General features: G+C 52.4%; 13 protein-coding genes. 5 read left to right on the forward strand and 8 right to left on the reverse strand.

The genetic code is table 11. The annotated features are described in order from the left end of the window. Positions 1-68: 68 nt before the first annotated feature. The 5 genes from GJJ30_RS25020 to GJJ30_RS25040 all read right to left on the reverse strand — a co-directional run bounded on the left by GJJ30_RS25020 (position 69) and on the right by GJJ30_RS25040 (position 7,556). The gene (locus GJJ30_RS25020) at positions 69-1,316 is read right to left on the reverse strand and encodes a cytochrome P450 (RefSeq protein WP_154177907.1); all 1,248 of its coding nucleotides are present in this window, start codon (positions 1,314-1,316) and stop codon (positions 69-71) included. Beyond that, positions 1,316-1,564 carry an acyl carrier protein gene (locus tag GJJ30_RS25025; protein WP_170299272.1) on the reverse strand — a complete coding sequence of 83 codons (249 nt, stop codon included), beginning with the start codon at positions 1,562-1,564 and terminating at the stop codon, positions 1,316-1,318. Before GJJ30_RS25025 ends, GJJ30_RS25020 begins: the two co-directional genes overlap by 1 nt. 125 nt (positions 1,565-1,689) lie before the next feature. Beyond that, a complete protein-coding gene (locus tag GJJ30_RS25030; protein ID WP_154177909.1) occupies positions 1,690-3,441 on the reverse strand; it encodes a fatty acyl-AMP ligase in 1,752 nt (583 codons plus the stop codon). Between the two features lie 131 nt (positions 3,442-3,572). Beyond that, the gene (locus GJJ30_RS25035) at positions 3,573-5,366 is read right to left on the reverse strand and encodes an ABC transporter ATP-binding protein (RefSeq protein WP_154177910.1); all 1,794 of its coding nucleotides are present in this window, start codon (positions 5,364-5,366) and stop codon (positions 3,573-3,575) included. A 102-nt stretch (positions 5,367-5,468) separates the two neighbouring features. Further along, entirely contained in the window at positions 5,469-7,556 is a 2,088-nt protein-coding gene (locus GJJ30_RS25040) for a hypothetical protein (RefSeq protein WP_154177911.1), read from the reverse strand. A 408-nt stretch (positions 7,557-7,964) separates the two neighbouring features. Here GJJ30_RS25040 and GJJ30_RS25045 point away from each other — a divergent pair, with 408 nt between their 5' ends. Beyond that, on the forward strand, positions 7,965-8,498 hold the full coding sequence (locus GJJ30_RS25045; RefSeq protein ID WP_154177912.1) for a hypothetical protein: 534 nt from the start codon (positions 7,965-7,967) through the stop codon (positions 8,496-8,498). A 134-nt stretch (positions 8,499-8,632) separates the two neighbouring features. On the opposite strand, the gene GJJ30_RS25050 is transcribed toward GJJ30_RS25045, so the two are convergent. Beyond that, the gene (locus GJJ30_RS25050) at positions 8,633-10,039 is read right to left on the reverse strand and encodes a POTRA domain-containing protein (RefSeq protein WP_154177913.1); all 1,407 of its coding nucleotides are present in this window, start codon (positions 10,037-10,039) and stop codon (positions 8,633-8,635) included. A gap of 162 nt (positions 10,040-10,201) precedes the next feature. On the opposite strand from GJJ30_RS25050, the gene GJJ30_RS25055 reads away from it, so the two are divergent. Next, positions 10,202-11,554: an MFS transporter gene (locus GJJ30_RS25055; protein WP_154177914.1), complete on the forward strand. Its 1,353-nt coding sequence runs from the start codon at positions 10,202-10,204 to the stop codon at positions 11,552-11,554. Between the two features lie 4 nt (positions 11,555-11,558). Continuing rightward, positions 11,559-12,506, forward strand: a complete 948-nt coding sequence (locus GJJ30_RS25060) for a carbohydrate kinase family protein (RefSeq protein ID WP_154177915.1) — start codon at positions 11,559-11,561, stop codon at positions 12,504-12,506. A 96-nt stretch (positions 12,507-12,602) separates the two neighbouring features. Here GJJ30_RS25060 and GJJ30_RS25065 read toward each other — a convergent pair whose 3' ends face one another. Both GJJ30_RS25065 and lgt read right to left on the reverse strand, forming a co-directional pair. Further along, positions 12,603-13,235 carry a transposase gene (locus GJJ30_RS25065; RefSeq protein ID WP_154177916.1) on the reverse strand — a complete coding sequence of 211 codons (633 nt, stop codon included), beginning with the start codon at positions 13,233-13,235 and terminating at the stop codon, positions 12,603-12,605. A gap of 117 nt (positions 13,236-13,352) precedes the next feature. After that, on the reverse strand, positions 13,353-14,186 hold the full coding sequence (gene lgt, locus GJJ30_RS25070) for a prolipoprotein diacylglyceryl transferase (RefSeq protein WP_154177917.1): 834 nt from the start codon (positions 14,184-14,186) through the stop codon (positions 13,353-13,355). Between the two features lie 145 nt (positions 14,187-14,331). Between lgt and yidD the strand changes: the two genes are divergently transcribed. Together yidD and GJJ30_RS25080 are read left to right on the forward strand one after the other, a co-directional pair. Next, positions 14,332-14,541 carry a membrane protein insertion efficiency factor YidD gene (gene yidD, locus GJJ30_RS25075; RefSeq protein WP_154177918.1) on the forward strand — a complete coding sequence of 70 codons (210 nt, stop codon included), beginning with the start codon at positions 14,332-14,334 and terminating at the stop codon, positions 14,539-14,541. A 133-nt stretch (positions 14,542-14,674) separates the two neighbouring features. Next, on the forward strand, positions 14,675-15,055 hold the full coding sequence (locus GJJ30_RS25080) for a co-chaperone GroES (RefSeq protein ID WP_310588421.1): 381 nt from the start codon (positions 14,675-14,677) through the stop codon (positions 15,053-15,055). Positions 15,056-15,093 lie beyond the last annotated feature (38 nt).

Raw genomic sequence — 15,093 nt, forward strand, 5'->3', positions numbered from 1 at the left:
CAGATCGATCAGCCTGCCGATCGATCTGACGTTTACAGCATTAGCCTGTTTTTTACTTGTGGACCTGCTCAAACTCGAATCGTTGGCAGTGTTCCAAAACCCCTCAACAACAAGTTCTTACGCTGGATTGCCCGGGGCAAATCCGCCCGCAGATCCGGAAATTGATGCAGTAATATCGGGAACGCCTGCATGGCCTGCATCCGGGCCAGGTTGGCGCCCAGACAAAAGTGTGAACCGTAGCCAAAGGCCAGGTGCTTGTTTTTCTGACGGGTGATATCCAGCCGATCCGCTCCTTCAAACTGGAGTTCGTCGCGGTTGGCCGAACCCAGACAGACGTAAATCTGCTCCCCGGCCCGAATGGTCTGGCCCGAAACGTCGACATCTTCCAGCGCAATCCGCGATGTAATCTGGACGGGGCTGTCGTATCGTAACATTTCCTCAACGGCCGGTTTCAGGAGTTCTGGTTGTTGATGGAGCAGGGCGAGTTGATCCGGAAACGCCGTTAAAGCCGCAAAACCGTTCCCGATCAGGTTGCGGGTGGTTTCTTCGCCCGCTACAAACAGGTTGGCAATCAGCGAGATCAGATCGTCGCGGTCGATGGGCTGGCCGTCGGCGCTTCGCTGGGCGAGTAGCTTCCCAATCATCGTATCGGCCGGTTTTTCTTGGTGGGCCGTAATGCAGTCGTCGATAAAAACCAGAAAATCGCTCGCGGCCTGATTGATTTCAATCATTTCGGCCTGCGTCAGCATCGGTTCAAAAATCGTGGCAAGTCGCTCACCCCAGTGCTTCAGTTCTTCAATATGGGATTCCGGAAAACCCATCAATTGCGAAATGACCCGAACGGGCAGCGGTTTGGCAAAATCATCGATGAGGTCAATGGTGGTCTTGGTGGCCAAATCGGCCGTCAGTTCCGCCAGAACCGCCTGCACACAGCCCGCGAAATTGAGCGATGGCCATATTTTCATCACCATCTCCCGCGTTCGCCCGTGCATCGGGCGTCGCAGGTACAGCAGCCAGTTGTACGACGCCTGATACGTCGGGTACATTTCGATAGCGGAACTGTTGACTGTCAGGGTTTTATCCCGAAAATACGAAGGCATGTCGATGACATCGATTCGCTTGTCCATCAAAACCGTGCAGACATCGGCGTAGCGACTGACCACCCAGTCGCCGGTTTTAAGCTGATGAACCGGGTCCAGTTCGCGTAAATTCCGGTACATCGGGTAGGGATTGATTCGGTTGACCGGTGAAAACGGAGCCCAGAGGGTCGACAACCCTTTGCCCATTAGCGTTCCTTGCGAAGCGGGTGCGTTCATCACGACGGCGTTTGGGTGGGAAGATACTCATCAACTAACCAGTCGGACAAACTGGCGATATCGGGCATTTCCCAGAAAATAGACGGGTCAATAGCGGTGCCGAGCCAGGTTTCCAGGTCAACGGCTAAGGTAACAACGAAAACCGAGTCGAGCCGGAGCGAAGCAAACGGTTGGTTGACATCAATCTGCTCGGGAGCAATTTTAAGTTCAGTGGCAATTCGTTGAGTAAGCCAATTTTGGATGGCCACTGAAGATGGATGGGAAACAGGCATTACAGCGTTATCGTTTTGGGTTATTGAAGTTTAGTTAAGATTTTAAAAATCAACTAGTTAAAAATATAGATATTCGTTGGTCTAAGCTGATCGGTCAACCATCAGGATTGTTGTTCGCTGATCGGCAGCGAATCCCAGCGGTAATGTTCGGCCAGATTGTTTTCAAGGAAAGCCCGCTGGCAGGCCGACCGCTGAACTTTGCCGCTGGTTGTTTTAAACAAGCCGTTGGGCCGCAGTAAAACCACCGCGACGGGCGCCAGCGCATGCCGCAGGCCGATTTCCCGCAGAATCGCGTGCGCAATGTCCTGAACGGGCGCCGTCGGTAGAGCCACCCGTTTCAATTCATGAACGACGACGAGCTGTTCGCCTTCGCTGGTGTACACCGAGAACGCGGCTCCGGCGTTGCTCGCCAGCGCTTCGTGACTTTGCTCAACGGTCAGTTCAATGTCCTGCGGATAATGATTCGTTCCCCGAATAATGATTAAATCTTTGAGCCGACCGGTTACAAAAAGGCCTTCTTTTTCCCGAAAAAAACCGGCGTCTCCCGTTCGCAGAAAAGGCCCTTCGCCCGTGCTGGTATAGCCTTCAAACCAGTCGGCGGTCAGTTCGGGTTTGTTCCAGTAGCCCCGCGCCACGCTGGGGCCTTTACTCCAGATTTCGCCAATTTCACCTTCCGGACAAACCCGACCGGTTTCCGGATCGACAATCCGGAGCACGCTGTCGTTCATCGGCCAGCCCGAGCTGACCAGCTCGCGGGTTCCCGGTGTTCCGGCAGGTCGGGTGATGATCCGGCCGTCGGTCAGGGCGTTGGCGTCGACGGTTTCGAGGAAAGGCTGACGGTCGCTGCGGCACATCGTCACGGCCAGCGTCGATTCGGCCAGGCCAAAGCAGGTAAACAGACTTTTGGGGCTAAAACCGCTGACTTCGAACGCTTCCGTAAACCGGTGGACGGTGCGGGCCCGAATGGGTTCGGCCGCGTTGTAAATGTGTTTGACCCGGTGTAAATCCAGCCCGGCCCGTTCTTCGGGTGTCGAGCGGTCAACGCAGAAATCAAAGATAAAATTAGGCGCACCGCCGTACGTACCGCCGTATTTGTCGAAAGCCCGTAGCCAGCGAAGGGGTCGTTGCACGACGTGTACGGGATTGAGTAACACGGCTTTAAAACCGCAGTAAATGGGCTGCATGATGCCGTCGATCAGCCCCATATCGTGGAACGACGGCAACCAGCAAACGGATACGCTCGACGCATCGTTCTGAAAAGCGTGTCGGATAAAGGCCGAATTGGCCATGATGTTGGCGTGGGTCACCATCACGCCTTTGGGCTGGCTGGTCGAGCCGGAGGTGTATTGCAGCAGCGCCAGATCGTCGGGGGCGGGCAGGGGAAATTCCGGAGTTTCGGCGGTCGGAATCGTGTCGGTAATCAGCCAGTTCAGGGACTGAAACCACGAATCGTTACTGAAATTTTTCTGAAGGATTTCGTAGGTTTTGGCGGTCGTCATCCCGGTTTTAATTCCCGCATCTTCCACCAGATAACCAATTTTATTGGCCCCCCGGTTTTTACCCGGAACGGCAATCGGAACGGCGACCGTTCCGGCATATAAACACCCCAAAAAAGCTTCAATAAAATCGAGTCCCTGCGGATATACCAGTAAGAAAAGCGGACGCTCCGGCGATGGAGCCGGAGTGGATGAAAGATGGCTGGCAATGGTTCGGGCGCGAGCGTCTAACTGACTGTATCGGAGTATTTCTTCCTCATTTTCGCCGTCTTTTAAATAGACAAATGCAGGTTGGTCGGGAGTGTGAGTGGCACGAAAACGAACGATTTCAACAATGGTCTTAAACGTTCCAACCATAATTATTAGGGTGAAATAAAGTTGAGCAGGTAACAATAGGTTAATGATAACAAACTTTTGGTTGCGATCACAGTATTGCTTTGTTAAATCCCGGACTAATTCCCGATAATTGTGTAAACGGCGATGAAATATTATCCTATTTCCGATTCTTCCGTTTTCTGAACTTTCTGGTGCTGCCACATTTCCTGAAAAACCGCACTTCGCTGCATCAGTTCCACAAAACTTCCTTCGTCGATCAGGTGGCCGTTGCGCAGGATGTAAATGTGGTCGAACATGGCCAGCAAATGCAGCCGGTGCATGGTGGACAGAATGGCTTTGTCGCGAAAACCGGCGAGCATATTCTGGTAAATTTCAAACTCGGTTTTTGAATCAACGCTGCTGGTGGGTTCGTCGAGCAGAATGATGTTGCTACTCCGGGCGGCCAACACGCCCCGCGCCAGTGCCAGCCGTTGTTTCTGCCCGCCCGACAGGTTGACGCCCTTCTCCTGAATATTGGTTTCCAAACCGTGGGGCAACTGGCCGATTACGTCCGTAAATCGCGCCATTTCGCAGGCTTGCTGCACATCGGCTTCGTCGAACGGCAGGCCCAGCGTGATGTTGTAAGCAATCGTGTTTTCGAAGATTTCCGGCTCCTGGGGCATGAGCGTCACCGTGTCGGCAATCAGGCTCAATTCCGGATAGCTTTCGCCGTCGACCCGGAGTTCCAGATTCGGTTCGGGTGTATATAAACCGCGCAGGAGCGTGAGCAGAGTGCTTTTTCCGCTGCCACTTTCCCCGATCAGGGCAATGCGCTGCCCGCGCCGAATCCGAATACGCAGGTCGTATAAACCGGCCCGCTGCGGTTTTTGGGAAGGACCGGTTTCCTGGTCGTGCCGGAAATTCAGACGGTTTATGTCGATGGTTTGCCAGTTTGCGGGTAGCGTTTCGGTGGCTTCGGGGCGGTGCTGCTGCGCATAGGCTTCGCCAATGCTGCGGGCGGTCTGGACGTCGGTGTTGTGCTGAACGATGTCGGTATATTGAAAAGCCACGTCGGTAAACACACTGCTGAATTTGTTGATGTAACCCAACAACGTTACCAGTCCGCCGATCAGGAAGACATCGCCGGGCACGTAATGCTGGTAGACGTAACCGACGGTGATGACGCCGTACATCAGGGCAATCAACATACTGGCCGCAAACCACTTCCATTCGTTGATGCGGACGTGACGGCGGAACGGCGGGAGAATGGCCATGATTTTGCCCAACAGACTGGTTTCCATCTGCTTCTCCAGCCGGAGCGTAATCACGGTAATGATGTTGGAAAGGCTGTCGAAAAGCGTGGACGACACCTCGTGTTCGCGTTCGTTGGACTCATCGACGGCTTTGATGAACGGTTTATCGAATTTGAGAATCACCCAGATGGTCAGCGCGCCGAGCAAAACGCCGATACTGCCAAAAATGGGCGAAAAATAAACCATAGCTGCGAACGAAAACACGCATTTCGAAATGGTATGCAGGTACAGAAAACCGCTCTGAAAGAAATCCTTGAGGGCGTCGTTGGCCTTGCGAATCCGGTTGATGGTCGCACCGCTGTGGTGATCTTTGTGCCAGCTCACCGGCAGATTAAGCGTCTGGTGGTACAGTTCCGTCAGAAAATTGCGGCTGAGCGAAAACGCCAGTTCACGCTCCAGAATGCGGGCGGGTCCGTGAAAAACCCATTCGCCCAGTTGAAGCCCCACATAGGCAGCAGCATACCACAGGACAACGGACGTAACCGGGGCGTCTTTTTGCTGAATGGCCCCGACGAACCAGCCAAACAGCAGCGGCTCCATCGCCGAAACGACGTTGGCCAGAATGAACAGAAAATAAACCAGTAAAAACCGCCGTTTTTCGTGACGGGCGTAATGCCAGGCCGTGCGGAGCAGAGCCAGGTAAGGATTTTGCATGAATGGTAGTTCGTTACGACGAATCGTAAGTAAAACGACAAAATACGCGCCAGAAAGTCATTTTTACTAGTATCGATGCACGTAACGAGGCCATTGGGCTGTCTAATGCACTTGTTGACTCTGGCCAGTCAGCTCTTTTTTCTCGGAATCGGTAAACAAAGATGCCCAATAATGCCAGACAATTTCCTGGATCTTGGGGGCTGATAGACAACCTTTTCCCGATTTAAGCTCTTCCTGAAGACGTAGTTTGTCCTGCGGGTGTTGTTTGTGACCAAACGAGTGATTATAAGCCTGCTGTAATTTTTGCCGGCAATTTTCCAAAGCTTCCGCCGATTGGTCGAGTGTATAGCGGTGGCCCCAGTAGCAACCCGATTCAAAATGAATAAGCCGATAATGATCTTTCCGGGGGCGGGGTTCCCGACCGGGCTGGAGGTTCAATTCTATAATGCGGTTATAGTCACCATTGATGTAGCTCATCAGGAAAGGGTGCGAATTCTCAAGTTGTATATAGCGTTCGCTGTCGATATGAATCATGGAATAAGAACCGGTGTGGAAGGTGTCGGTCGGAATCAAAACCTCGGTCAAGGCAATCAGCCCACGGTCGGTTCTGGTCATCGAAATGCCATAGGCTCGCTGAATCTTATTCCGTGGAGTCATGTGAACCATGAACAGGTAGGTGTCGAGCCAGTCGATTGCCAGCCGTTTCTGAATGGTAAGTCGCAGGCAGGCACTGCCATCGTAATGCGCATCACCCGTTAGGATATGGCCATCGCTGGAAACCACGGAAACACTGCCGCCGGATGAAATCCGGATGGGTGTCTGAACGATAAAATATTCGTAGTTAGGATTGGCGTCCGACCCGTGATTTTCTTTGCGCAGCGAATAGCTGAACCAGTTGCCAACGTAATTAACAACGGAAGCGCCCCGACTCGACTTGTCATCCAGGTATTCGTTGATGATTGGCCCATCGGTGACGGTTTTGTGGGATTTCCCAATAAAAAATGGCCGGGCATCCTGCTCTTCGATCAATTGCTGGGCCTGAGCCGTCGCATTGACCAGAGAGATGCTGCTTACTTTAATCTCCGCACTGTCTAACTTTAACCATAACCGGCCACTGATAAGCTGGAATTCGGCGGAAAGCCCACTGAAACAGCCGTAGAGTGTTCCATTTTCGTCCAGTCGGGCCTGAATTACGAATTGGTACCGGTAGTAGTATTCTTCCGGTGAGTTGGAGCCGGCGTTATTTTGCTTCTTTTCCTGGATAAAATCAAACGAGCCCATCAGGAAGCCCACATTCAGCCATTTAAAATGACCAATGTAAGGCCGGGCGTTATCATGATCCATTTCCATTTCCGCCCGGCCATTTTTTTCAATGATCAACTTAAATTGTTCAAGCGTTTGACTGGACGACCGAACCAGCATTCCCCGGTAGGTACCCGCAAACCGCGTGAGTTGTTCCGCATTGAATTCCCTGGGGTAGGTCTTATTCTGAACCAGAAAGGTATCCCGGACAATCCAGCGCTGCTGCGCCAGGGCGTAATAGATTTTATCCGGAATCTCAACCTCCGAGGCTTTCGTGGTCAGGAGTTGAATCGCTTCTGCTTCCGTTTTGCGTTCCATAATGAATAACCCGCCGGCCGGAATGTTGGTCGACCGCTCGACCGTCACATAATTTCCGGCAAATACATTTCGTTTTGATCGGTTACCCGTTCCGACCAATAGCGACATTTGCAGAAAGACCGGGCGCGACGAACCGCCCGCCGGGACGTCGTGCAGGTTGATAAACAAATTTTTACCCCCGGGGTAGTCAAGAACGGGACCCTGCATATGGTAGTGTGCGATCTCGCCATAATCCTGATTGTTGATGTATAAATCCGCCTTCTTCCAGTCGTCACTCATACGCATGTAACCGATGCCCGCCGTTGCTACCCGCCAGTAGTAAAGCGCAAAATACTCGTCGGCGCTGCCTTCGGGCTTAAAATCAGGATTGGCCAGAATCCAGCCTTCCGTGGGGTCCGAGACGGGGACGTTTTCCCTGTTCCGGCTGACTTTAAAAGGATATTTGGTTTCGGCGATCTCGCACCATTTTTTGAATTTGGCGATGATTTCATCGGCCCGGTTCTGAGTTGCCGAATTCAGACCCTCACTGTACTCGGGTTTTATCTCTCTTCGGAAATTATTATAGGACAAATCCTTAACGCATATTTTATCAAAGATCTCAGAGTCGGTGGGGGTTTGCTTTACTTTTTGAGCTTTTATCTTTTGTCTAAATTCAGCGGCAATGGTAATCCATAGTTTTGCTTCTGCAATGCTTTTTAGGCGGTCAGTCATTATAATAAGTTGGTTTAGAGATAGGATGAGTTGTATTTAGAAGGCAAAAAATAGTGACAAATGTTGACATGCTCAAAATTTGTTCAGTCTGCCCCGTAAAATGTCCAGATCCGGGGATAAATGTCAGATAAGCCAATTTGGTTTTTTTGCCATTGTTCAAAATATTGTTCGGTTGTTTTTGTGAATTTTATCTTAAATCTTTGAAATAAGTAAAGGTTAACCTGTTTTTGTTTGTCGTTTTAACTCTAACTTTTTCCCGACAAAATCATGGCAGCACTTCTGTATTACCTGACCCGGCTGGGCCTGATTTCGCTGATAGAAGCGTTTCACATGGCTTACAATGCCAAGTTTCTGAATGCCGTACTACACGAACCCATGACGTTTGAAGTGGTGTTTGCGGTAACGGTATTGTTGTCGCTAACATCGGCGGCTCTCCGCATGAATCGTCCCCTGGCTTCTGCCCAACTGAACCTCACCAAAATTCTGGGGGGGGCCGTCTGGTCCTCCTACCTGCTGGTGATAGCCCGTGTGTTTATCGATCACGAAGGGAAATTTATCTTCGACTTTTCTACGTTTGCCTGGCTCAAACTGGCCGCCACCCTGATTGTGTTGGCTTACTGTGTACTGGGAGCGGAGGTTTTGACTGCCGTTAAGTATATCGCGCGGTTTCCGGTCAAATCCGTCAGAATCGGCAGCAAAGGACGGAAAAAGACGACCAGGCTGCGGCCGCCAAAATCCGCGGAAAAGCAACCGGTTAGTCGGTTACGCGGGAAGTCATCAGAGGGAACGAATCTGGCATGACCTACAGGATCAGAAACTACAACGGGCTTATGGAAACAGACGTCAGCCGAATCGAGCCGGTTCAGATTTTGGGTGAATCTTTCGATTCACCCATTTTTATGGCCAATTGCTACCGGATATCGGGCGTGAAAAGGTTATAAATCGTACGTAAAATTAAAGAAAATACCGGTCTGGCCCTGCCGGTTGACGGAGTAACTGATGCGGCCGACGATGTTGTAGAAGGTCGCAATGTCCAGCGCGACGCCACCGCCGTACAGCCACGAATTCGCCAGACGGCTTTGGTATTCCTGCGCCAGCGTGCTGCCCACGTAACCCGCGTCGCCAAACATGCTGAGATACAACGCCAGCGGAACCGTGCTGAATTGTTTCATCGGAACCCAGTTAAGCTGCTTCCGAACGTTCATCAACTGGTATTTCAGGGTATTTCGAACGAGACCATACCGCTGACCATCAATAACATACAATTCATATCCCCGGACGAAATCCGTCAGATAACCCAAACCGCGCAGGTTGATATACGGTTGGCGGTCGGGCCAGGAGAGTTTGCCGCGCAGGCTGTTGCTGGCGTAAAACTTCCCGCCCATCGGCCAGTAGCGGGTGTAGCTGGCCGTCATTTCGAACAGCCGCAGGTTGTCGGATCGCAGCAAACCGTACTGATTGGCGGCCAGGTTGAGGTAATGGCCCCGCAGCGGGTAGGCCACGGCGTCGCGCCGGTCGTGGGTGAACAGGTAACTCAGCAGAAAATACCGCTGCCGGGTTTGCCCATTCAGGAAATAATCGGGGTTGAGCTTGGCCACGGTGTCGGCAATCGAGTTGCGGACGAACCGCAGTTCCAGGCGGTGAAAATTATAAAACTGGTTCCGGCGCGTCAGAATAACGTTCGTATAAAACCGGTCGCGCATGAGGTCTTCGCTCCGAAAATAAACGAGTTTGTCGAAGGCCGAGCGGTAGGCAACTTCCTTGTTGGTCTGGTACGACGCGCCCACGCTGATGCCGGTTTTCTGTGCCTTATCGATGTACGGAAGGGTGTATAAAACCTGCGTTCGGCGCGTAAAACCGAACTCGAAAATGGCGTTGATTTTGTCGGCGTTGCCGGTTACATTTTTGTAATTCAGCCGCGCGCCGTAGATCGTCCGCCGGAAGCTGCGGCCCCGTTCATACCACCATTCGTTGAAATTCCGGTCGGCCAGATCGAAAACCGGTATCACGAAAATGTACCAGCGTTCCTTCACCGTCACGTCAATGTCTACCTCATGCGGCCCCACTTCCCGGGCCACCACGTCGACGGTAATAAAGAGGTTGGTATTGGCAATCTTGCGCTGATCCCAGGCCAGTTTTTCGGTCAGTTGCTGCCGCTGGATGGTGTCACCGGTTTTTACTTCCAGCTCACGCAGGATGATGCGCTCCCGCGTTTTGTGGTTGCCCTGAATGGTGACCGAGCGAATTACCCGGAAATCGTTCTGCACCGAATCCGCCACGGCCTGCGATTTTGCCGTAGTATCCGCTAATGATAAGGTCCAGAAGAGGAAAGATAGTAGCATCAAACGAGCGCGGGTGACGTAGGCATTTACAAAAATACCGGAATAAAAAAATAGGTAAAAACAATCTTAGAATCTTGCAACAAAATCCTTATTATTGTCAGAACCGCGCCCATTTGGGACGAATTCGCTAACCTAAACATCTGCTATTCTTCGTTTTCTCTCATGAAAGACAAGCCCCGCTTAAGCTTCTGGCAAATCTGGAATATGAGTTTTGGATTTCTGGGCATTCAATACGGTTTTGGGTTGCAACAGGCCAACATGAGCCCGATTTTCCGGTACCTTAACGCCGACGAATCGGCCATTCCCATCCTGTGGCTGGCTGGTCCGGTAACGGGTTTGCTGGTGCAGCCCGTCATCGGAGCCATGAGCGACCGAACATGGTCACAACGCTGGGGACGCCGAAAACCGTATTTTCTGGTCGGCGCGATCATCACCAGTTTTGCGTTGGTAATGATGCCCAACTCGTCGGCACTCTGGATGGCCGCCAGCCTGATGTGGCTGCTCGATGCCGGTTTAAACATCACCATGGAGCCATTCCGGGCGTTTATTGGCGACAAATTGAACGTTCAGCAACGGAACCTCGGGTTTGCCGTTCAGAGTTTTTTCGTCGGCTTCGGGCAAACCCTGGCCAATCTGATGCCATTTATTCTACCGGTTTTCGGGATCGCGATGGCGGCAACCGGTGCCAATCTCATTCCGGATTTCGTGAAATATTCGTTCTACATCGGTGCCATAGCGATTCTGGTTGCGGTTTTCTGGACGATGTACACCACCACCGAATATCCGCCCGAGAATATGGAAGAGTTCGAGCGAATGAAGCAGGAGAAAAGCGGTGTTTTTCACGCCTTTACCGAAGTGTTCGACGCTTTTCGGCACATGCCCGCGACCATGAAACAGCTCTGGTGGGTGAAATTTTTTACCTGGTACGGCTTGCCGCTGATGTGGCAATATCTGTCGCTGGCCGTCGCCCGCCATGCCTTCAACGCGCCGGACGCCATCAGCAATCCGACCGGTTTTGCCGAAGGATTGAAATGGAGCAACCTGTGTTTTGCGTTGTTCAACGTCGGCTGCTTCGGTATCTCGTTTCTGCTGCCGCCGATTGCCGCCCGGATGGGGCGCCGGAGCACCCACGCGGTTTTTCTGACCATCGGCGGACTGGGTTTTCTTTCGATGTTATTTTCCCCGGACAAATACATCTTTCTGGTAGGGATGACCCTCGTCGGGCTGGCCTGGGGCTCCATCATGTCGATGCCCTACGTCATGCTTTCCACCTCCGTTCCAAAAGAGCGGATGGGTGTTTACATGGGTTTGTTCAACGGTTTTATCGTGGTGCCGCAGATCATCAACAACATGACTATTGAGTTTCTGTACAAAACGCTGCTAAATAACGACCCGCGCAATGCCCTGGCGCTGTGTGGCGTATGTCTCATCCTGGCCGCCGGAGCCTGTTTCCTGGTAAAAGAATCCCGCCAATCCGAAGAGGCCGCGTTCCCGATTGGAGCCGGTGGACATTAAGCGTATGAACTCCCAAAACCGTACGTACGACCTGCTGGCGGTTGGCGAACTGCTGGTCGATCTGATTGGCCGCGAGCTGGCCGACGACCTGCGGCAAACCCGTGATTTTCACCGGTATCAGGGCGGCAGTCCGGCAAACATGGCCGCCAACATGGCCCGGCTGGGCAATCGGTCGGCGCTCGTAGCCTGCGTCGGCAACGACAACCTGGGCATCTACCTGAAAGACCGCGTCGCCGAATCCAGCGTAGAGACGCAATTCATTGCGTCTAATCCCACCGCCCCGACCAGCGTCGTCATCGTTTCCCGCACCAAAGGAACCCCCGATTTCATTGCCTACCGCGAAGCCGACTGCTGGATCAAACCGGAACACCTGCCGGATGACTTACTCAAAAACTCCGCCATTTTTCACACCACCTGCTTTGCCCTGAGCCGCCAGCCCGCGCAGGACGCCATCGTCGATGCCGCCCGGCGAGCCCATGAAGCCGGTTGTCAGGTTAGTATCGACGCCAATTATGCGCCCACCATCTGGCCCGACCGGGAGCTGGCGCAGCGCGTTTTGCAGCAGTATTGTTCGGCCCGCGCCCTGGTCAAGCTCAGCGACGACGATGCGGCCCGGTTGTTCGGTTACCAACAAAAACCGGAAGAGATTGCAGCCCGTTTTCACGCCTGGGGTGCCCCGTTGGTTTGCCTGACGCTAGGAGCCGAAGGCAGCTTTGTTTCCTACGAAAATGGCCATCAAAACGTCCGGATTTCCGGCCGAAAGATTGACGTCATCGACGCGACCGGCGCGGGCGACGCCTACTGGGCGGGTTTCCTGACCGCCTGGCTCGACGGCCACGACCCGACAACCTGCGCCCGGGCGGGTGCTAATCTGGCCGAAAAAAAATTAACCCGCCAGGGACCCTTGCCCGGCGGGTTGAATAAGGAGGAATTGTATGTTTTTGACGATTGACCATTGTCGATTGACCATTGACGATTGTCGATCGACCAATGCCGAAGCATATTTGTCCATGGTCAATCGTCGGCGGTCAATGGTCAGCAACACTTCTCACTTCAACTCCGCCAGTTTATCGAGGTCGATTTTTTCGAGCGTGGCTTTGATTTTATCCATTTCGACGCCGTTGCCTTTGGCGGTGACGATGAAGCGGTTTTTGATCAGTACGGCGATTTCACCGCTTTTATTGCCATTATCGTACTTTTCGTACGACTTGTAATCGCCGAATTTGGTGGTTTTTTCGTAGCCGTTCTCGGTTTCTTTGTCCACTTCAATGATCGACCAGGCGGCCAAACCCATCAACGCGCCGGTTCCGCCCGCATCGACAATGTCAATTTCGATGGATTGGCTACCGTCTTCGTTGCGGTAATCACCTTTCGCGGTCGAAATATTGAAACCCGCCATGCCGTTTTTCTCGCCGGTAGCTTCTTTCCGGGCCAGACCGTCGGCGTCGGCGGGGAGCATTTCTTTCAATTTGCGAAAATCGACGGTTTCAACCGGTCCGTTTTTCGACATGTCTTCCGCCTGTTCGGCCATTTTTTTCAGCGCCTTGACGCTCTCGGTGGCCGAAATGGAGGTGCCGTCATCGCCCGACTCCTCCGTTTTTTCTTCTTCTTTATTTCCACCACAACTCATCAGCAGCATTGCCGCCAGCAGGAAAACCGGTACCGATTTGATCCGTTTCATTGTCAGATTGATTGGTTAAGTCGAGAATGCAATCAAAAAAACAAGGTAAGAAGTATTTCAACTTCTGGTAACCAATTTTGAGTCTTCGGTAATTAAATAAAGGTTAAAAGGCTGATTCTAACGGTGTTTGCTGGAGTCAACGGGCACCGGACGTTTCCGGAAACTGACGACCAGCAGGTAGATGCCGGCCAGCACGGCGGGAATACTCAGAATCTGCCCCATGTTCAGCGCCAGCGAGTTTTCGAACTCCACCTGGTTTTCTTTGAAGTATTCGTAGAAAAACCGCAGGCCAAACACCCCGATCAGGAAGATGCCTAGCAAACTGCCGTGGGGCGTATTTTGCTTGTAGCGGTTCCAGAACCAGAATAGGAAGAGGCAAATGAACAAGCACGAAATGGCTTCGTATAATTGCGCCGGATGGCGGGGAATCTGTAAGTACTCCGTGTTGTTAACAAAAACGAAGCCCCAGGGCACATCGGTCGGACGGCCGACGATCTCGGAGTTCATCAGGTTACCTAAACGAATAAAACAACCACCTAAAGCAACCGCGATCACGATGCGGTCGGTAACCCAAAGGAACGTCTGGTTCGTGGCCCGGCTGGATTTCCGGCGGGAGTAGAGCCATAAACCGGTCAGAATGCCGACGGTGGCGCCGTGGCTGGCGAGTCCGCGGTAGGGGGGGAGAATGACTTCGAGCGGATTTTTGATTAAAACTTCGGGTTCGTAAAAAAGAAAATGGCCGATGCGCGCGCCTAAAACCGTGGCAATGACCATGTAAAGCGTCAGGGCGTCGATGTCACTAATGGGTTTGCCTTCCCGTTTGAAGATGTAGAGCATGATTTGCTGGCCCAATAAAAAGCCCAGCGCAAACAGAAGGCCATACCAGCGAACGGAGAAGGTACCGATGGAAAACAATTCGGGATTGACGTCCCAGATGATGTATGAGAGCATTCGATTTAAAGAAGTGTTAAAAAATAGACCCGCTCCGGCGGTTTAGGGTTTGAATGCGTCCGGATGATCCGGCGGTTTTGAAAACCGGCTGGCGCGGACGGAAAGCAAAGATAGAAAAGATTTAATCAAGGATTTGTTACCAACTATGAAAACCGTGTTGATTGGTTTCGTTCGATTTTACCAGGGAGCGATCTCGCCGTACCTGCCCAACGCGTGCCGGTATACCCCGACCTGCTCCCAGTACATGATTGAAGCGGTGCAGAAATACGGCGCATTGAAAGGCGGTCAGCTGGGATTGAAACGGATTTCGCGCTGCCATCCGTGGGGCGGCAGCGGTTATGACCCGGTTCCCTGACGGTTTCTGGCAAAAAAAAACCGTTCCGGCTACTGACAATTTGTCGCATTTGAAGCCGGAAACCGGCGTAGCCTGATTGTTGCGCTGACTGCCTCGCAACGCGGATTGCGCGAAAAATGACAAGTGACTTACTATAATGGAAATAACGGCAGATAACCGATTGAGACGATTGATCGTTGTGGGTGACCGGGTGCTGGTGAAGCCCAAGAATCCGAGTGAACGCACCAACAGCGGTTTGTATTTACCCCCGACCGTAACGGAGAAAGAACAGGTGCAGAGCGGTTACGTCATTAAGGTGGGACCGGGCTACCCGATTCCGGCGCCGGTAGAGGACGAACCCTGGAAGGAAACCGAAGAAAAAGTGAAATACATGCCGCTGCAGGCCCAGGAAGGCGATCTGGCCATTTACCTGCAACGGAACGCCATTGAACTGGAATACGAAGGCGAAAAATACTGCATCGTTCCCCAATCGGCCATTCTGTTGCTGGAACGATCCGAAAACCTCTTCGAATAAAAAGGAGTTTAAGAGTTCGTAAATGCATTTACGAACTC

The sequence above is a fragment of the Larkinella terrae genome (genome assembly GCF_009668025.1).
In the GTDB taxonomy this organism is placed as follows: domain Bacteria; phylum Bacteroidota; class Bacteroidia; order Cytophagales; family Spirosomataceae; genus Larkinella; species Larkinella terrae.